Source organism: Prevotella sp., assembly GCF_036570325.1.
GTDB lineage: Bacteria > Bacteroidota > Bacteroidia > Bacteroidales > Bacteroidaceae > Prevotella.
In genome coordinates, this window is the sequence record NZ_DATCYK010000084.1 from 1 (window position 1) to 20,951 (window position 20,951).

General features: G+C 50.9%; 12 protein-coding genes and 1 pseudogene. 11 read left to right on the forward strand and 2 right to left on the reverse strand.

Annotated features, from left to right (window positions below):
* Window positions 1-124: 124 nt before the first annotated feature.
* Window positions 125-580 (forward strand): cupin domain-containing protein, encoded by a 456-nt coding sequence (locus VIR50_RS08540; RefSeq protein ID WP_331934713.1) that lies wholly within the window; start codon window positions 125-127, stop codon window positions 578-580.
* The gene (locus VIR50_RS08545) at window positions 574-855 is read left to right on the forward strand and encodes a MarR family transcriptional regulator (protein ID WP_331934714.1); all 282 of its coding nucleotides are present in this window, start codon (window positions 574-576) and stop codon (window positions 853-855) included. The genes VIR50_RS08540 and VIR50_RS08545 overlap by 7 nt, the downstream gene beginning before the upstream one ends.
* Before the next feature lie 56 nt (window positions 856-911).
* Here VIR50_RS08545 and VIR50_RS08550 read toward each other — a convergent pair whose 3' ends face one another.
* Both VIR50_RS08550 and VIR50_RS08555 read right to left on the reverse strand, forming a co-directional pair.
* Window positions 912-2,174, reverse strand: coding sequence for an Nramp family divalent metal transporter (locus tag VIR50_RS08550; protein ID WP_331934715.1), 1,263 nt, complete (start codon window positions 2,172-2,174; stop codon window positions 912-914).
* Window positions 2,175-3,154: 980 nt separating this feature from the next.
* The gene (locus VIR50_RS08555; RefSeq protein WP_331934716.1) at window positions 3,155-3,484 is read right to left on the reverse strand and encodes a hypothetical protein; all 330 of its coding nucleotides are present in this window, start codon (window positions 3,482-3,484) and stop codon (window positions 3,155-3,157) included.
* 262 nt (window positions 3,485-3,746) lie between these two features.
* Between VIR50_RS08555 and VIR50_RS08560 the strand changes: the two genes are divergently transcribed.
* The 9 genes and pseudogenes from VIR50_RS08560 to VIR50_RS08600 all read left to right on the forward strand — a co-directional run bounded on the left by VIR50_RS08560 (window position 3,747) and on the right by VIR50_RS08600 (window position 20,950).
* Complete coding sequence (locus tag VIR50_RS08560; RefSeq protein WP_331934717.1) at window positions 3,747-4,739, forward strand: C40 family peptidase; 993 nt, start codon at window positions 3,747-3,749, stop codon at window positions 4,737-4,739.
* Window positions 4,740-4,878: 139 nt separating this feature from the next.
* Window positions 4,879-6,033 (forward strand): dipeptide epimerase, encoded by a 1,155-nt coding sequence (locus tag VIR50_RS08565; RefSeq protein ID WP_331934718.1) that lies wholly within the window; start codon window positions 4,879-4,881, stop codon window positions 6,031-6,033.
* A complete protein-coding gene (locus VIR50_RS08570; RefSeq protein WP_331934719.1) occupies window positions 6,030-7,379 on the forward strand; it encodes a transglutaminase-like domain-containing protein in 1,350 nt (449 codons plus the stop codon). Before VIR50_RS08565 ends, VIR50_RS08570 begins: the two co-directional genes overlap by 4 nt.
* Before the next feature lie 88 nt (window positions 7,380-7,467).
* A complete protein-coding gene (locus VIR50_RS08575; RefSeq protein ID WP_331934720.1) occupies window positions 7,468-8,916 on the forward strand; it encodes a sodium:solute symporter in 1,449 nt (482 codons plus the stop codon).
* Between the two features lie 12 nt (window positions 8,917-8,928).
* Window positions 8,929-10,110 (forward strand): annotated as a pseudogene (locus VIR50_RS08580) (serine hydrolase domain-containing protein); the annotation flags it as partial.
* Between the two features lie 38 nt (window positions 10,111-10,148).
* Window positions 10,149-11,318, forward strand: a complete 1,170-nt coding sequence (locus tag VIR50_RS08585; RefSeq protein ID WP_331934721.1) for an exo-beta-N-acetylmuramidase NamZ family protein — start codon at window positions 10,149-10,151, stop codon at window positions 11,316-11,318.
* 156 nt (window positions 11,319-11,474) lie between these two features.
* Window positions 11,475-14,741: a SusC/RagA family TonB-linked outer membrane protein gene (locus VIR50_RS08590; RefSeq protein WP_331934722.1), complete on the forward strand. Its 3,267-nt coding sequence runs from the start codon at window positions 11,475-11,477 to the stop codon at window positions 14,739-14,741.
* Between the two features lie 30 nt (window positions 14,742-14,771).
* Window positions 14,772-16,682: a SusD/RagB family nutrient-binding outer membrane lipoprotein gene (locus tag VIR50_RS08595; protein WP_331934723.1), complete on the forward strand. Its 1,911-nt coding sequence runs from the start codon at window positions 14,772-14,774 to the stop codon at window positions 16,680-16,682.
* Window positions 16,683-17,566: 884 nt separating this feature from the next.
* Complete coding sequence (locus tag VIR50_RS08600; protein WP_331934724.1) at window positions 17,567-20,950, forward strand: SusC/RagA family TonB-linked outer membrane protein; 3,384 nt, start codon at window positions 17,567-17,569, stop codon at window positions 20,948-20,950.
* Window position 20,951: the final 1 nt, after the last annotated feature.

The following is a 20,951-nucleotide window of genomic DNA, read 5'->3' on the forward strand; positions in this document are numbered from 1 at the left end:
TAGCCATCCATTACTTACGTTCAGGTAACCAGTCCACCTTTGCGTGCCTACTTGTGAGCGACTGAGAATAGCCCTATCTTTGCACTCGTAAACAATAACAGTTATCTATAAAAGTACAAAGACAATGAAAACAATTGAATTAACAAAGAGTGGAAAGAACTTTACAGCAGTCAACGTAGGCAAGCTGAGCGATGTTAAGGACTACGAACTCCACATGGGTCCCGACGTGATAATCCCCGGTAAGGTGTTTGTCGGTCAGGCTTTGGGTGCCACGGGAAGCGAATTATCGTTCCAATCCTTGGTCCCCGGACAGGACAGTGGTTTCCTTCATACCCACAAGAACCACGAGGAGCTCTACTTCATTCTCAAAGGAGAAGGCGAGTATCAGGTTGATGGCGAGGCTTTCCCGGTGGCCGAAGGCAGCATTATCCGTGTCGCCCCGGAAGGCAAACGGGCACTGAAGAATACGGGAAATGCCGAAATGCTTATGCTCTGTATTCAATACAAGGCCGATTCCTTTGGCGAAAACGACTCGCCCGCAGGTGACGGAATCATCCTCAACGAGCCCTTGAAATGGTAATCGACCCTCAATTTCCACACTGTCCCATCCGCAATGTCCTCGCCCGACTTTGCGGATCGGACACGTTACAACTGCTCTACTTGCTCGATAGGAATAAGGCGCTTACCCGTCAAGCATTATACAAACAGACAAGCGCCATGAGCCTTCGGCAATTCTCGAAGGCCCTCGCCATCCTTCAGGAAGACCGCCTTGTCGTACTGAAAGACGACTCTTATCATCTTTCTTCCTTAGCCCATTCGTTCCTGCCTTTCGTCTACACGCCGTTTCCCGATTAGCTTCACACCGCCGGCAGACGGCTCGTCAACAAATCAAAAGGCTTTCTACAACGGTTTTACATCAGGCTTTCAACGAGCAACCACACGTTGAGCGCCGTCACGATGGCGGCCAACGAATAGAGGAAAGCGCTGTTTAAGGGGCGGTTGGCATATTTTCCCATCACCCGCTTGGACGATGTCAGGCTCACCTGAAGGAACACCGTAAAGGGCAATTGCACCGAAAGCACCATCTGGGAGATAAGCAATCCCTTGAAAGGGTCGCCAATGAAGAAAATCAACAGCAGCGCTATACCCAGCGAAAGCACGATTCCCACGATGGAGTGGGTATCCTTCACGTTATACGACTCGCCGAAAAGACCCGAGAAGATACTACCCGCCGCCATGCCACTCGTGATGGTACTCGAGATACCGGCCAAGAGAAGAGCTATCGCAAAGATGTTGGCGGCATTGTTACCCAGCAGCGGTTGGAGCATGGATTGGGCCTGCGCAAGTTCCTCCACGTGCTGACCATGACTAAAGAAAGCGCTGGCCGACAGCAGTATCATGGCCGAATTAATGGCCCATCCCACCAACATCGAGAAGAGTGTATCGATAAACTCATACTTCAACATGTGCCTTATGCGCTCATCTCCCTTTAAATGTATCTCCCTACTCTGCACAATCTCGGAGTGGAGAAACAAGTTATGGGGCATTACAACGGCACCCAACACGCTCATAATCACCAGCAACGCTCCTTCGGGAACGCTCGGTACGAAAGCGCTTTGCAAAGCTACGGGCCAGTCAATGTCAACCAAGAACAGCTCATAGATAAACGACAAGCCTATCATCGACACAAAACCGATGATGGCCCGCTCCATTTTTTGATAGCTGTTGGTAAAGAGCATAATGAGCACGGCGGCCGTCGTGAGCACCGCCCCCGTAGGAATGGGAATACCGAAAAGCATTTGCAGGGCAATGGCTCCTCCCAAAATCTCGGCCAACGACGTAGATATACTCGCCAAAAAGGCCGTCACCACCACGGGTTTTCCGAACCATCGGGGCGCATATTTCACCGCGGCCTCACTCAAACAGAGGCCCGTCACAATACCCAAGTGGGCCACATTATGCTGCAAAGCAATGAGCATGATGGTCGATAAGGTCACCACCCACAGCAGCGTATAGCCAAACTCGGAGCCCGCCGCAAAGTTACTGGCCCAGTTGCCGGGGTCGATGAACCCCACGGTAACCAACAATCCCGGACCAATATACTTGAAAATATCGAACGCACCCATCACGCGCGGATGGTCAGTGCGCTTCAATTCACGTAAAATATTCTTCATACGATATGGTTTTTATGCTGTAAAAACAAGACCCAAAAACGTCGTTCGTCCCCACGTTTCTATGGTCATAAGCCGTTTATTGCCTACAAAGATACAACAACTATTTATATTTCAGCGCATAAAAACCCCTCGCATGGCCGCTCACAATAAGAAAATACTTAATTATAAGGACTTTTTTCACCGACCCATCGGCTATTCGTGAAAAGGGGAAAAGAGAAGAAAGACCAACCTATTATTAGAAGAAAGCACCTAACAACCACAGCCCTACCAACACGCCCATCACAATAACGAGCACATCTAACAAACATCCAAGCAAACCTTCATTCGCTTTAGAGAAGCTCTCTAAGCTGATATGCTTGTACTTCCACCAATCTCGAGCAATAAAAACAACCCCAAACAGTAGAATCAAAACGACAATCCAAATCCACAACATGTTCCGGTTTCAATTAAAATAGGTTATCAAAAAAAGGCGACATAGAGGGCTTTGCCGACTTTAAAAAGCGTGGGCACCATTGCAAGCTGTCCTATCTGAGGTTCTGCAATACCCACTACCAGACAACTAACAATAACCCACGCTGGTAGAGATATATCATGCCCGTCAAATAGGGTACAATAATCCCGAACGTGAGCGTATTGCTTTTGTGGCTTTGGTAGTCGAAATTTTGCAGATTTCAGATAAAAAACCATCCTTCAAACGCTCATCTATGCTCACAGAATGCTTTATAACATACACCTACGCATAAGTGTACTGACAAGCTGTGTTTTAAAAGATTATGTCATCATAAGCCGAATCCTAACCCGTGGAAACAGTTCTACACGATTTCTGTTATCGCTAAAGTACGAATCCAACGCTGCCATGGCATAAAGCTTTCGCATACAAAGTTATGAAAAAAAAGATGATTTCCTATTTCTTTTAAAGAAAAAATGTTAATACCGTTAAATATGTTCCACGCCACAAAACAAGACTTCTGTATTTATCTTTATTCGACATTTACGGCTTCATACGCCATTAACAGAATAACGTAGGCTTTCGTTATGCAGTAGAAGAAGCAGAAGAAGGCTTCATGGTCTTGTAAAATAAACTGACCGTTTTTTAACACTTCTAAACCCCACCATTTAGAAATGAGAAGATAACAAACGGTTCCTCGTTCCATGAAAAACCAAGGGGCGAAAGGGCGAAGGCACCCCATCATATCATTAAAACGGGCCTTTCGCAATGCGTAAACAGTGATTTCATTGGCTCGGAGCAGTGCTTTGGTCAGCTCGAAGCAGTCCAACCGAACGCCCAAAGCAGCCTTATGAGCGGTCAAAAGCTGCCTTATGAGCCGGCAAGAAGCCGGCGGTTATATCGTCGTTTTTGGCAAACAACTGACTATCAACGGTTTACAAAAAAGCCAAAAAGTCGACCTATTTCACGACAAAAAATAATTCGTGACAAATTAAGCCGCCATTTTCAATCGTTTGTAAAGATAATTCGCACCAAATAATTGCGAAGAGAATAATTTATTGAAAAAAAGCGAAACACATTTCAGTTTATTTCTTTATTTTTGTAACCGATATACTTCTATACGGATGAAACACGACATATCATGGACGAGAAGGGCGTTAGTATGCCTATCGTTTTTCTCATTTCTTACCTTCCCATCTTCTTTACGTGCCCAGCAATCTACGACAAATGACTGGGCCGTTGTCAATGTTTCGGTATGCAACATGCGGGTGTCGGGCGACTACAATGCCGGCATGGAGACGCAAGGATGGCTGGGGCAACCGGTCAAAATACTGAAAGACAGCACGTGGGTACACGTTCAAACGCCCGACGGCGACCGTGCGTGGGTGCTCCATAACTCGCTTCAGAAGATGTCGAGAGACCAACTTACCCGCTGGAACCGCAGCCCGCAGCTCATCATCACGGCCCAATACAGCTTCGTCTATGAGCGGCCCGACAGCCGGTCGCAGGCCGTGGGCGACCTCGTTCGCAACAACCGACTGCTCCTCAAAGGCCAAAGCGGTATATATTATAAGGTGGAATATCCCGACGGGCGCCAAGGTTTCGTGCCCCGAAAGGACGCCATGCCCCTCGCCCAATGGCAGAAAATGACCGTTCGCAGCGCCAAAGCCATCATCGCCACGGCCATGAAGTACAACGGCATTCCCTACATGTGGGGCGCCAACAGTACGAAAGGATGCGATTGCAGTGGCTTTGTCAGCAACGTGCTTTTGGCCCATGACATTGTTCTTCCGCGCAATGCGTGGCAGCAAGCGATGGTCGGCGACCACCTCGAAATAGCCCCCGACTTCAGCAATTTGCTCCCCGGCGACCTCGTATTCTTCGGCCGCAAGGCCACGGAAGATAAGCCCGCCCACGTTTCCCACGTAGGAATATACATCGGAAATCGCAAGTTCATCCACTCCTTAGGCTGGGTACATGTGAGCAGTTTCAACCCTGCCGATAAGGAATACGACGCCTACGACCTCAACCGACTGCTGTGGGCGCAGCGCATATTGCCCCATGTTAATCGGTCGGAAGCTATCATGACCACCGGTAATAATGAGTTTTTCAAGTAAAATGGCAAACAAAGAGGCCATCAGGCTTTAGCCCTCTGACCGGTCTGACCGGTCGGACTGGTCGGACCGGTCAGACTAGTCCGACTAAAAGAAGGCCCCATTCATCCCCCTAACTCCCCACCCTAACAACCTCAACCCCATGACCACACGACGCGAATTTCTGAAAAAGGCCACCTTGGCCACCGTAGGTTCCGCCCTCGCTATCAGCAAGGCCGGCGCCATAAGTTCCTTGGCAGCCCCGCTGTTTAACATCAACAAAACGGCTCGCCCCGGCAAACTAACCCTCCGTTTCTTCCCTTACGAGTTGCGGTTACGCCATGTTTTCACCGTAGCTACCTATTCCCGCACCTCTACTCCCGACGTTCAAGTAGAGCTAAGCTACGAAGGCATAACGGGATATGGCGAGGCTTCCATGCCCCAATACTTGGGTCAGACGGTACAAAGCGTTACCTCTTTCCTGCGGAAAGTAGACCTTAGCACGTTCAGCGACCCCTTTCAGATAGACGACATCCTTACTTACGTCGACAGCCTTTCGCCCGGTGACAGCGCCGCCAAGGCCGCCATCGACATCGCCTTACACGATCTCGTGGGCAAACTCTTGGGCGCTCCGTGGTATAAACTGTGGGGACTGAACAAGAGCAAAGCCCCTTCGACCACCTTTACCATAGGTATCGACACGCCCGACGTGGTGCGACAGAAGACCCGCGAATGTGCCGATAAGTTCAATATATTAAAGGTGAAGGTAGGCAGAGATAACGATAAGGAAATGATAAACACCATTCGTGAGGTGACATCGCTGCCCATCGCCGTCGACGCCAACCAAGGATGGACCGATCGCGAGCAAGCCCTCGACATGATTTACTGGCTCAAGGAGCGCGGCATTGTCATGGTAGAGCAGCCCATGGCTAAGGAACGAAAGGACGACATCGCATGGATTACCGAGCGCAGTCCGCTCCCTATCTTTGCCGACGAGGCCATTCAACGCCTTAAAGACATCAAAGACATAGAGGGAGCATACACGGGTATCAACATCAAACTGATGAAATGCACGGGTATGCGTGAGGCTTGGAAGATGTTGAACTACGCCCGTGCCCGTGGCATGAAGGTCATGGTAGGCTGTATGACCGAGACTTCGTGCGCCGTAAGTGCCGCCGCCCAACTGTCACCGGCCGTGGATTTCGCCGACCTTGATGGCAACTTGCTCATCAGCAACGACCGTTTCGACGGCATGCAGGTCGTAAAAGGTAAAATAAGTCTGCCCGATCGGCCGGGCATAGGAGTGACCCTGAAATGAGAAAGCTGCTTATCCTGACGGCCATAGCCATGGCGCTGACGGCCCATGCGCAAGATTACACATGGGCAAAAGACCTGCGCCACCGACTGCTCATCGACTTCAACAAGAGCAGAAGTGAAGTGACGGACTACATAAAACGCTACATTCCCGACGTGACCGACGGCCAACTCGACGCTTGGGAGCGCGGCAAGGCCCTCGAAAGCATGACCATCGACGGCCAAAAGCGCTATTTCCACAACGCCGCCCCTAACCTTTTTAGGATTGACAAGGCGTGTAGGGCCATCAAAGAGGCCAAGGACGGACCTTTCCACGATGGCTACGAGGAAGTGGATAGGCTCAATGTGCCGGCCATCATGCGCCATGCTTCCACCGCCACCGGCCATCGGGCCGAACCCAAGCACATGCGGGTTACCTACCGACTGACCGTGAAGGCCGACGCCGTTCCGGCCGGGGAGACAGTTCGTTGCTGGCTGCCCTTCCCCCGACGCGACGTAAAGCGCCAGTCGGCCGTGAAGCTATTGCGCACCAATTGCCCCGCCCGTATCAGTCCGGCGGCCGACGCCCATTCGGTCCTTTACATGGAACAGCGGGCCAAGGCCGGCCAACCCACCGTTTTTGAGGAGCAATTCAGCTACACCGTCATGGGCGAATACCATCGGCTATCGGCCACCGACGTACAACCCTACGACACTCTTTCTAACATCTATCGCCAATTCACGGGCGAGGACGGGCGCCATATCGTCTTCACGCCCCGCCTCCGTCAGCTCGCCGACAGCCTCACCCAAGGCCTTACCAATCCCTATCTGAAGGCCCGGAATATCTTTACTTACATTACCCGAAACTACCCTTGGGCCTCGGCCCGTGAGTATTCCACGATAGAAAACATACCCTCATACGTCATCGATAACCGCCATGGCGACTGCGGGCAGGTAACGCTACTCTTCATGACGCTGTGCCGTATCAGCGGCATTCCCACCCATTGGCAGAGTGGTTTCATGATGCACCCCGCCCATGACAACCTCCACGACTGGTGCGAAGTGTACTTCGAGGGAGTGGGATGGGTACCCGTGGACCAATCGTTTGGTATTCCCTCCTACGCCACCACCGACGACCAACGCTACTTTTTCTTGGGAGGAATCGACTCGTGGCGCCTCATTGTGAACAATGATTACGGCCAACCGTTCTTTTCCCATGGCGTTGATAGCGAGGGAAAGGCCTTTAACGGCACCAAGAAATACCCCCGCAGCGAGACCGTGGACTTCCAAAGAGGCGAGGCCGAATGGGCCGGTGGCAATCTTTATTTCGACCAATGGTCGTGGAATATCGACATAACCTACCTGCCCTAAATCCCATTTCATAAGGTTAGGGAGCCCCCCATACGAAATCATTTATTATCCTTTACCGAATCATAAATTACAGCATACAGAATCATACATGAACACACTTACAATCATTATTACCATCGCAGCCTATTTTCTGCTGCTCTTTACGGTATCGTATTTGGCCGGTCGCAAGGCCGATAACGCCGGGTTCTTCGTTGGCAATCGCAAATCAAAATGGTGGGTAGTGGCCATCGCCACCATGGGTTCCTTTATCTCGGGCGTCACTTTCGTGAGTGTACCCGGTATGGTGGCCGAAAAAGGCTTCTCATATCTGCAAATGGTCATGGGCTTTGTGGTGGGTCAATTCATCATTGCCTTCATTCTTATTCCCTTGTTTTATAAGATGAACCTCGTATCGGTGTACCAATACTTGGAAGATCGCTTTGGTATCAAGTCGTATAAAACGGGTGCTTGGTTCTTCTTCATCTCCAAAATGTTGGGTGCCTCGGTGCGTTTATTCCTCGTATGCCTTACACTCCAGTTGCTGGTTTTCGAGCCATTGGGCCTTCCTTTTGCGCTCAATGTGGCGCTGACGGTGTTCCTTGTATGGCTCTATACCTATCGGGGAGGCGTTAAATCCATTATTTGGACCGACGTATTGAAGTCGCTCTGCTTGGTACTTTCGGTGGTACTGTGTATTTATTACATAGCGGGCAGGCTCGATTTCAGCTTTGCCGGCATGCTCAAAGCGATTGATGACAGCAGCATGAGCCGTGTGTTCTTCTTCGATGATGTCAACGATAAGCGCTTCTTTTTCAAGCAATTCTTGGCCGGTGTCTTCACGATGATAGCCACGACGGGCCTCGACCAAGACATGATGCAGCGCAATTTAAGTTGTCAAAACTACCGCGACTCGCAAAAAAACATGATGGTCAGCATTGTATGTCAGTTCTTTATCAATCTTCTTTTCCTTATGTTGGGCGTGCTGCTTTACCTCTTTGCGGCCCAAGTAGGTATCGAAGCCAAGGGCGACGGGCTCTTCCCCACCGTGGCCACGAGCAACTATCTGCCTGCCGTGGTGGGCGTGCTGTTCATCGTAGGCTTGTTTTCCTCGGCCTACTCTGCGGCCGGTTCGGCACTCACAGCGCTCACCACGTCCTTCACACTCGACATTTTGGGCAACAGCAAGGCCGACAAACAGCAGGACGAAAGCAAGGTGGCAGCCACCCGCAAGCGTGTACATATAGCGATGGCAGTGCTCATGGCCGTGGTGATTTTCGTCTTCGGACTGCTCAATAACTCAAGTGTCATCGACGCGGTGTACGTTTTGGCCAGCTATACTTACGGCCCCATCCTCGGTCTTTTCGCCTTCGGCATTCTCTTCAAGGCCAAAGTTAACGACCGATTCATCCCCCTTGTGGCTGTCGTTTCACCGATACTATGCTTCATTTTGGCCCAAAACTCCGAGGCATGGTTCAACGGTTACAAGTTCAGTTACGAACTTCTTATCTTCAACGCGTTGTTCACGATGATAGGCATGGCCTGCATCAGGAAAAAATAATCAGTCTTTCCTATGAAAAAAATACTACTTTCCATCTTCGTCTTAGCGCAAGCCGCCGTCATGACGGCACAAGGCTTGCAGGTCGTTGCGCCCGAAACAGTGGGGCTTGACGCCAAACATTTGAAGTTCGCCGACGCCGCCATCAACAAGGCTATCGCCCATAAAGACATACCGGGAGCCGTCTTGGCCGTGGTGCGCCATGGCAAGTTGGCCTATCTGAAAGCCTATGGCAACAAGCGGATAGAGCCTAACAAGGAGCCCATGTCTACCTCCACGGTGTTCGATATGGCCTCATGCAGCAAGTCGATGTCGACCGCCGTGGCGGCAATGATACTCGTTGACCGCGGGCAATTGCGCCTTACGGACGCCGTAACGACCTATATTCCGCAGTTCGAGAACTGGAAAGACTCGGCCGGACACAAAGAAACGATTCGTGTAATCGACCTTATGACCCACACGTCGGGCCTCCCTGCCTATGCGCCGGTGGCACAACTAAAGGTCAAATATGGCGCTCCCAACCCTGACGGGCTCATTGATTACATCGCACATTGCCGCCGCGACTTCAAGCCAAAGACCGATTTTCAGTACAGTTGTTTGAACTTTATCACGCTGCAACGTATCATTGAGACTGTCTCGGGCCAAAACCTGCGTGATTTCGCCAAGCAAAACATCTTCGATGTGCTCGGTATGAAGCACACGGATTACTGCCCCGACGCCACAATGGCCAAGCTCTGCGCCCCCACTGAGCGGCAACCTGACGGCCAATGTCTGCAAGGTGTGGTCCACGACCCATTGGCCCGGGTGATGAACGGTGGCATTTCGGGCAACGCAGGGGTATTCTCCACGGCCGAGGATGTGGCCATCCTATGCGCTTGTTTGCAAAACGGTGGCAGGTGGAATGGCCGACAATTGTTGAGTCCTTTGGCCGTAAAGTGCATGCGAACCGTGCCTCGTAAGGTGGCCGAACTGGGCCGCACACCGGGTTGGGACATCTTTACCGACTACGCCACCAACAACGGCGACCTGCTGAGTGGTGCCACTTACGGCCACACGGGCTACACCGGCACGAGCATAGTCATCGACCCTGAGAACGACATCAGCGTCATTCTGCTCACCAACCGTGCCCATCCCACCGACGGCGGAGCTTGTGTGGCCCTGCGATCGTACGTCGCCAATGCCGTGGCAGGGAGCATAAGAAAGTAAGAAAAAGCAACAACCTAACAGAAAAATCTATGAAACGATACACCTTATTTATATTAATGGCAATATGGTCCATGGTCGCCGTGGCCCAAACCACAGTCGAAGTGGAAGTTGGAGCAGCCAATCCTGCCCGTTACATGAAGCACTTGGAAGGCCAAAGAGTGGCGCTTTTCTCCAATCAGACGGGCATGGTAGGCGACAAACACACGCTCGATATATTGCTCGAAAACCATGTAAACGTGGTTACTATCTTCTCTCCCGAGCACGGATTCCGTGGAAAAGCCGACGCCGGAGAGAAGGTCTCAAGCTCTGTCGATGAGAAAACGGGCGTGCCCATTTACTCGCTTTACGGCGCCAAAGGTGGCATGCCCGATGATGAAACGATGAAAAAGATTGACCTCATCATCACGGATATACAAGATGTTGGCCTGCGTTATTACACCTATTATATAACGATGATAAAGTTGATGGACCAATGTGCCCGTCACGACAAGCGCATGCTGATACTCGACCGGCCCAATCCCAACGGCTTCTATGTGGACGGTCCCATCCTCGATATGAAGTACAAATCGGGCGTAGGCGCCCTTCCCATCCCCGTGGTCCACGGCATGACGCTCGGCGAACTGGCCCGTATGGCCAACGGCGAACGATGGTTGGGGAGCGGAAAGCGCTGTAAGTTGACCGTCATTCCTTGCCTCAACTACACCCATCAGACGCTTTATCGCCTGCCGATAGCGCCCTCTCCCAATCTACCCAACATGCTTTCGATTTATCTTTACCCATCAATCTGCTACTTCGAGGGCACCGATGTCAGCTTGGGACGGGGCACTGACAAGCCTTTCCAGCAGTTCGGACACCCTAAGATGACTGGTTATGACTACTGCTTCACGCCCCGCAGCGTGTCGGGAGCCAAGAATCCGCCGCAGAAAGACAAGCAATGCTTCGGTCGTGACCTGACAACCATGAGCGAGGAGGCCGCACGCAACAACGGACTTGACCTGACTTATCTCATCGAAGCCTACCATAACTTGGGCATAGGAGACAAGTTTTTCACCCCATTCTTTGAGAAACTCATCGGCGTAAGCTACGTTCGCACGATGATAGAAGCCGGGAGCAGCGCCGCCACCATCAAGGCACGATGGCATGACGACGTGGAGAAATTCAAGAAGCAACGCCGCAAATATCTCCTCTATAAGGAATAAAAACAGCCCTTTTGCGTAAATATTTCGCTTAAAATTTGGTTTTATTATTATTTTAAACCATATTTGCAAAATGATGGTCGCATAATCATCGGATAGCCATTGATAATCAACCGAATATCTATATTAACCTATCATTCCATTCAAAACTTAACCACTATGAATGAAAACCACAAAGACAGCAACGCCACCTCAAAGCTATTCTTTACGGGAGCGTTATTAACTGCCGTGTTCTTAAGCAACGGCGCGCTTGCGGCCAAGGCTGCCGGACCGGGTAACAGCCTACTCACCACCGAGCTTCAACAGCAGAAAAACATCGTTAAAGGCAAAGTGTTAGACCCCGGAGGTGAGCCGGTCATCGGGGCAAGCGTGCTGGTCAAAGGGACACAAAAGGGCGCTATCACCGACATGAATGGTGATTTCTCCATCGAAGTGCCCATCGGCAGCACCCTCGAAATCTCATACATTGGCTTTGAAACCCGCTCTATCAAGATAACGAACAACAAGAATCTCACGGTAAGTCTTAAAGAAGACGCCCGTACAGTGGATGAAGTTGTTGTCACGGCGATGGGTATCAAGAAAGACAGAAAGGCACTCGGATATGCCGTTACCGACCTGAAAGCCAACGAATTGATGAAGAATAAGAACACCAACGTCATTAACTCATTGGCCGGAAAGGTAGCCGGTGTCACCGTGACACAAGGCGGTGGAGCGGCCGGAGGTGGCTCCGAGATCATCCTTCGTGGTGGAACCTCACTCGAAAGAGACAACCAACCCCTCTTTGTTATCGACGGAGTAATCTATGACAACTCCACTACCGTACCCGGCAACTCTGCCTTCGACGGCACGACATCGGGCGCCTCGACCAATGCCAACCGCATTATGGACATCAACCCCGAGGACATTGCCGACATGTCCGTGCTGAAAGGACCCGCCGCAGCGGCCCTTTACGGCTCACGAGCCTCGGCAGGTGCCATCATCATCACCACTAAAAAAGGTAAAGAAGGGGCCGTGGAAATCAACTTCTCTTCTAAACTTACCACCTCACATGCGTGGAAATTACCCGAAGTTCAGCGCACTTACAAGCGGGGATATTCCACTGATACATTTGATTCTAATGGCAAATACCTCCGTACCGACTATGATGTGCGCTCCTATAACTCGTGGGGTGAACGTGCCAAGGATGGCGAAGAAACTTTTGACAACATACAAAACTTCTTCCAAAACGGTACCGCTTTCGACAACAACCTTAGCATTGCGGGCGGTAGCAAGACCGGAAACTTCTTCTTATCCACCTCTTTATTCGACCAAACCGGTATCATCCCACAGACCGGTTATCAGAAAGCGACCATCCGTTTCAATGGAGAACAGAAATGGAAAATGCTGACTTTCGGTGCCAACATCGCCTACTCACGGGCCCAAACCGACAAGACGCTGACCAGCGCAGGCTTGTTTGACTCCGCAGGCTCGGGCACAATGACAAGCGTTTATCGCTGGTCTGCCTTTGACGACATGACCCATTACCTGAACGAAGACGGCAGTCGCTACCGTCTGCCCGACGTTTCCGACGCATTGGAATTCTGGGATGAGCGCGACAATCCTTATTGGATACTCAATAAGAACAAGCTCAAGGACAAGACAGAGCGCCTCACCGGAAGCGTGAATATCAAGGCCGACATCGCTCCTTGGTGGTGGATAAGCTACCGCATAGGCCTCGATGAGCACATAACGAATAACAACAAGAAGATTGCTCCCGGCGGAGTAGTCAAGAAAGATTGGCAAAAGGGAATGTACAGTGAGAACGATTACCGTTACAGATACTTCACTCAGAACCTTATGACCAACTTTAGTCACACCTTTGGCGACTTTAATACCAACCTTCTTTTGGGCTACACATCCGAAGATACCAAGTCTTCTTCAGATTACCGAATGGCATGGAACTTCATCGTTCCCGAATTCTACTCATTCGATAACTCAAACAACACCGACCGAAACTTCAAGAATTCCAAATCACGCCACCGCCTTCAGGGCCTCTATGGTGAAGCAAGAATCGATTGGAACAACACTGTTTTCTTCACTTATTCCGCACGTAATGACTGGAGTTCCACCCTTCCAAAGGAAAACCGGTCGTACTTCTACCAAGCCTTTAACGGCGCCTTTGTTTTCACGGAGCTGCTACCGAAGAACAACATTTTGTCCTTTGGTAAGGTAAGAGCCAGCTGGGCACGCGTCGGTAAAGACGCCGCGCCCTACAAAACCAACACCTATCTATGGCCCGTTGGTACATTCGTGGGCGATAAGACGGGCATGGGAAACCAATGGACTGCCGGAAATGCTTTCCTGAAACCCGAGATCACAGAGTCCACAGAGTTGGGTTTGGAACTCAGGTTCTTCCAAAACAGATTGCGACTCGACTATGCTTACTATACCAACAACTCGTTTAACCAAATCATGAGTCCGCGTCTTTCCAACTACATCGGCTACATTCTGCGCGATGTTAACGCCGGCGACGTGTACAACAAGGGTATGGAACTCACCATCAGCGGCACTCCCATCCAATCACGCGACTTCACTTGGGAAAGCAGTATCAACCTCAGCGGCAACCGAGGCTCCGTAAAGAACCTATTGAAAGGCGTTGATATTCTCTACGTTACCGACGCTCAAGTAGGTGGAATCAAGGCCGCTTCGTTCAACAACGGCCACTTTATGGCCATATCAGGTTCAGAATGGCTGCGCGACAATGATGGAAACGTTATCTTAGACAAGAACGGTATGCCCACATACAGTGACGACAAGCAGGAAGTAGGCAACCGAGAAGCCACCGTGAAAGGCGGTTGGAACAACACGTTTACTTACAAAGACTTCAGCCTGAGCTTCCTTTGGGACTTCAGCTTTGGCGGCGATGTATTCAACGGAACCCAATACGCGATGACCGTCGGCGGCAACAGTAAGTTGAGCGAAAACCGTGAGAAGATAACCATCAGTGGTGTTCAGGCCAAAACAACGACAGACAGTAATGGCAAATCCATCACTACTTACACTCCCGCCGAGTACACCTATGAGCGCGGAAAGACCTATGATTACAACGGCAAGACCACTTCGGGCGACGCCATCATAGCCGGTTACTACCAAACTTACTATCCCAAGGAGTCGCGCAACTTCATCACCAAGGTGAACTATCTGCGCCTCCGCTCGGTCAACCTCTCTTATAATCTGCCCAAGAGCCTGCTCTTGAAGACCGGATTTATCAAGGCCGCATCAGTTAATTTCGCAGCCAACAACCTGCTGCTCTTCACCAATTACGAGGGCGACCCTGAAGTTTCCTACGCCGGTTCGGGCGCTATCGGCTCGTCATCCGTAGGCATTGACTACTGCTGCGTGCCTTCCGCCCAGAGCTTTACCTTCGGTGTAAACCTTACTTTCTAATCAACTACACGTTCTTAATACTGAAAGATCATGAAAATATATAAGTCAATACTCATCGGCTTGGCCGCTTCTTTTTCGCTCACAGCCTGCGACAATTACCTCGACGTGAACGAGAACCCGAATACTCCCAACGCCTCGACAGCCCAATATCAGTACCGTTTGCCTTGGTGCTTGCACTATTTACAAGCCAGTTACGAAATCGGAGCCAGCGTAGACTCCTATTTCACGGGATTGCTCACCAGCCCTTCCGGCCGTGAAGGGGGCGCCTCACGCTGGAATCTCGGTGCTTCTACCCGCAACGCCACCATAACGCAATGGTTCTTAGTGCCATGTGGTTCCAACCTTAAGGAACTTTACGACAAATCCATGGCCGCCGGAGCCTATCATTACGCCGCCTGCGCCAAGCTGATGCGGGCCTACGGCTTCATGAACTTGGCCGACCACATGGGCGAAATACCCTATACCGAGGCACTCGGAGCGGCTATTGCTCCTAAGTTTGACACCAACAAGACCGTCTTCTTGGGCTGTGTCAACGAGCTGGACGAGGCCATTGCGCTGTTCCAAAAGCCCCAAGAAAAAGGCGCGCAGCCCCTTTCCGTGGGCGACAACTGGAACAATGGCGACGTAACAAAGTGGGTTAAGTTCTGCTATCTGCTCAAAGCACGCTGGCTCAACCACCTTTCCAAGAAGCAACCCGGCAAGTGGCAAGACGGCAAATACGACGAAGCTACCATCTTAGACTGCCTTGCCAAGGCCATGCAAAGCAACAACGACAACACCGTTCTGCGCCATACGGACACCAACGGCAGCACCAAGGACGTGCAAGGATGGGGAGAAACCGTGGATTATAGCACCATTTTCTCCTGCGTCGGCATGAATAACGGCCGTTATTACGTAACAAAGATGTTCTATGACAACCTTACCAACTTTGACGGCAAGGGCGTGGAAGACCCTCGTGCCGACAAGTTCATCCCATGGGCACGCTCCGTCAAGAGCGCCAAAACACCCGCTGAGATCAAATGGAGCGCAGATGGCAAGTGGCGACGCTCCATGGGTGTGGACATCATCAATAACGACCCGACACTCAACGGCGGCGGTCCTATCATCGGAGCGTTCACCACTTCGGGCACAACCAACAACGAAGTGAGCTATCCCGCCGGCTCTTGGTACTGCAAAACCGCCAACAAAGAGCGTCAGGGAGATACCATCTACGTACATGGAAAGTCGAGTTCAAAAGGCTATGACAGCAATCAAGACCTCCTATACCGTGTAGGTGGCAAGAACGTTGACGCCAGCGCGGTCAGCGGCGTCTTCTCCGTTCGCCCCGACTCGCCTACCTATTTCGGCGCTTATTGGGAGGTTTGCTTCATCAAGGCCGAAGTCCTGATGCGCAAAGGCGACAAGGCCGGTGCCTTCGCCGCCTACAAAGCAGGTATCGAAGCCCACATAAAAGCCGTGGAAGAGCAGTGCAAGCTATGGGTCAGCGGCGACCCCACATTGGCCACATGTCCCTCGTTCGCCCCGGCAACCGAGGCTTCCATCAGCCAATATCTTAGCAAAGCCATCGGTACGGCGGCCGATATAAGCATGGCGAAAATCATGACCCAAAAGATCATGAGCATGCTCTGGAGCAGTGAGAATTGGAACGACATGCGCCGATTCGACTACAATCCGCAGATATTCATGAACTACGGAAAGCCCCATTGGTACAGAGTTTCGTCCGACGCCGCTAAGTTTTGCCCTCCCGGAAAGTCGCCCCGACGCCTTCCGCAGGCCAGTTACGACACGAGCTATAACTCCGACAACCTTGAAGCCATAGGCGCTTCTATCCCCGGAGCGCTCCAATTGACCATGCCGAAATCAGAAAAGGCCAAGCAAGTTTGGTACAATTCTGACGAAATAAGGACCCTCCCCATTTGGTGGGACTCTGACCAAGAGTAAACCTACAGCCCTATCTTGTCTCGCTACGGAGACGGGATAGGGCTTTTTTTCACGCCTCGTAGCAACGCCCGCGACCCCATTCCACCGCATTGCCTACGCCCGTCCGCGATTCAGAATAATCTTTACAACAGCCCCATAAATACTCGCCTTATTTGAAAATTAAAAGCATTTGCCCGCAAATAACGCACGTATTTAGAAGTTTATAACCTACTGTAAGTCAAACGATTATCTGTTTTCATCTTATCACAAGCCCATTCTTACCTCCCCATAAGCCTGCTTTCGCCCGGTCAAAGCAGCCCTTTCGTCTGACCGAAGCGGGCCTTTCGCGCCCCCATCACTACCCTTTCATCTGCCCCAAACACAGTTCAGGTATGGTCAAAGCTATGCTTCGGCCCCGCCAACGGCTCTTTTCGAGCCGCCCATCAGTCGTCATCGAGTAAAAACAAAGCCGAAAACCATAGGCCCAAATGCTAACTTGCGCCGCCCCGAAGTGTTAAAATATAGGATAAATATTTTACAAATCTCACCTCTATTTCTCCTCTATCACCCTCCGCCCGACCCAAAACCAGCGGCAGATAGTCCTCTTACACAAGCGCCAACAACGCCCCATCATCCCGTCGCCGGACGAACACTATAAAACTATAAGCCTTTCGTAACATAAAGAAGTATTGAGAATCGTCTTACTGTTCGTAAGGAGGAATTTGCCCTTAAAAGCAAAAATAAACATCAAAACACTTGGAAGATTGTATTATTTTAACCATATTTGCAAAATGAAAGGCATTAGTCCGTCGCCTAATCCCTCCGTACATACGTGGATAAACGACGCGAACAGCCCCAAACTACTACGCAAATAACACAACAATTTATTAATTATAATCACGCTTATGAAAAGACACTTTGCTCTGATAGGAGCACTTTTACTATCATGCGGCGCAGTGGGCAATTACGCTTACGCAGGTCCTACACCGCAAGTTGTGACAGATAGTAAGACTACTGTTACCGTGAAAGGAACGATTGTCGATGAAAATGGAGAGCCAATCATTGGCGCCAGCATTGCCGAATTGGGAACTACCCGCGGCACTGTGTCCAATCCGTCGGGCAATTTCGAGCTAAAGACCGCCAACAATGCCAAGCTCCGCATTTCATTCCTCGGCTATAAGACCGTGGAAATGAAGGCTTCGGCCAACATGCAGGTACACATGGTGCCCGACAATGCCTTGCTCGACGAGGTCGTTGTGGTGGGTTACGGTCAGCAAAAGAAAGTAAACCTCACCGGAGCGGTGGCCAATGTGGATATTGACAAGACCCTCGGAAGCCGTCCGGAGCAAGATGTGGCCAAGGCATTGCAGGGCGCTATCCCCGGACTTACCATCCTTAGCAATAACGGAAACTTAAATGCCGACCCGTCGATTTCTATCCGTGGTTTGGGAACTCTGTCGAATAAGCAGAAATCTTCACCGCTTATCGTTGTCGACGGTGTACCTACTGACGACCTGACGATGATCAATGGCAACGACATTGCCTCTATCTCAGTGCTCAAAGACGCCTCCTCATCGGCCGTTTACGGTGCGAGAGCCGCCTTCGGTGTAATCCTTATCACTACGAAACAAGCCAAGAAAGGCGACCGTATCTCCGTAAAATACAACGGACAGATGGCTTGGGACCAAGCCACTGTGCTACCCGACTTCCCCTCTGTGCCCGAACAGTTGCGTCCGGCGCTATTGGCTAAAGAGCGCGCAGGGCAGAGTACGCCCGAGCTTTTCGGCATGTACTTCGACGATCTCTTGCCTTATGCCGAGTTATGGGACAAACAACACAGTGGCAAAAAGGGCTACAGCCTCATGAATCCCTACAAGGACAAGAACAATGTGGGCGACTTCAGCTTCGCCACGGGTAGCCCCTTGTACTATGCCGACTACGATATTCAAGATATATGGTACAACGACGCCGCGCCATCACAGAGCCATAACCTCAGCATTTCGGGCTCCGCAGGTCGTACAACCTTCTATACCTCGTTGGGATATGACTCCAAGCAAGACGTCATGAAGTTCAATCCCGGCAAGCGTAATCGCCATAACGCCACGCTCAACCTGCAAACCGACATCACCGATTGGCTCACAGCGGGCGTTCGTTTCAACTATACACGCCGCCATTACAGCGCCGCCGACCCTTGGACTAACATCTATCAGTACATTTGGCGTTGGGGGTCTTACTTCATACCGTCGGGCATTTACAAGGCCCCCGATGGCAATGAGTACGACTATCGTATGATTGCCATGCAGAAAAACTGCAACCGTTTGGCCGTAACCCACGATATTCTGCGCATGAACGCTTACGCTAAAGCCAACATAACCAAGGAGTTGACGTTCAATGTAGACTATACTTATCAAATCAATAACTTCAATCACAAGGCTTCTAACAAGAGTATCTACGGCATGAACTGGTCGGGTACGAACCCCACTTACATCGTTCAGGCCAGCAATTCCGACGCTACACGATGGAATAGGAAGATGAATCGCTGGACGGCCAATGCTTACTTAAACTACAGCCACACCTTTGCCAACGATCATAACCTCAACGTTATGGCCGGTGTTAACGGCGAGAACTTCACCAGTGATTACTTCTATGCACGCCGTAAAATGCTTTACGACGAGGCATTCCCCGAACTCAACCTCGCTTATGGCGAAATGAAAGACGCCACTATCGACGCTTCTACCGACGATAGAGCCTCTGCCGGTTACTTCGGACGTATCAACTACGATTACAAAGGTATCTACCTGCTCGAGCTCAATGGCCGTTACGACGGTTCAAGTCGCTTCCGCAGAGGCGACCAGTGGGCTTTCTTCCCCAGCTTCTCTTTAGGTTATCGCTTCAGCGAGGAGGCTTATTGGAATCCTATTCGCCACATTGTTTCCAATGGTAAGTTGCGTTTCTCTTATGGAGAGATTGGTAATGAGGCCATCGGTACTAACATGTTCCTCTCTACAACCACACCTTATCAGACCGAACCCAATACTAATTTCGTTTGGCTTAACGGCAGTGGAGCCAAAGTTAACGGCTTTACCATGCCCACATGGGTTAACCCCACCCTTACATGGGAGCGCATTCAGACTAAGAACCTTGGCCTCGACCTCGGCTTCCTCAACGACGAGTTCACCCTCACCGCTGAACTTTATGAGCGTCTGACCAAAGACATGTTGGCCCCGGGTAACGCCATTCCGTCGGCCGTAGGTGCCGGCGCACCTTATACCAACGCAGGTGAGCTTCGTGCACGAGGTTGGGAATTGTCGCTCGCATGGCGCAAGCAACTCACCAAAGACCTTGGTCTTTACGCCAGCTTCAGTATCGGCGACTCTAAGATAAAGGTCAACAAATGGAACAATGCCAACAAGATTATCGGCCATACCAACGATACTTCTTACGCCTACGAGGGCGAGACATGGGGTGACATTTGGGGTTTCGAGACCGATCGTTACTTCACTGAGGACGACTTTACGGGCCGCAATGCCGACGGAAGTTGGAATTACAAGAAGGGAATTGCCAACCAAACCGGTATTCAAACCGACAACTTCGTATATGGCCCCGGCGATATTAAGTTCAAAGACCTTAACAACGACGGCGTTATCAATGGTGGTAAAGGCACTCTCGAGGACCATGGCGACCTCAAAGTCATAGGTAATACCTTGCCACGTTACGAGTATAGCTTCCATGTTGGTGGCACTTACAAGGGTTTCGACCTTGATTTGTTCTTCCAAGGAGTCGGTAAACGCGACATTTGGACTATCAGTGCGTTCAACTTCCCCTTGCTGAAAGCCTCCGACTTGGCCGTTTACAAGCACCAAACCAATTACAATGTGTACACCTACGACGCTGATCCGAGCAAGCGAGTGGTACAGATCGACCAAAACAATGATTATCCTTGCCTCTGGCCCGGTAGCGAAACAGCCGGTAACGTGCCCGCTCTCTCCGCCGGAAAGGGTAGCCATAACTACTATCCTCAGAGCCGATACCTCACCGATATGTCGTATCTCCGCCTGAAGAACATCACCTTGGGTTACACCCTTCCTAAGGAACTCACCCGCAAGGCCTACATTCAGAACCTGCGACTCTACGTCAGCGCCAACAATCTTTTCTTGCTCCACAAGGGCAATGGCGACCTGCCGCTCGACCCGGAAATCAACGAGGGCGAGGGAGTTGATTACGGTGGATGGGGTCGTACCCTGCCTATCACCCGCTCATGGGCCATCGGTGTGCAGATTACATTATAAG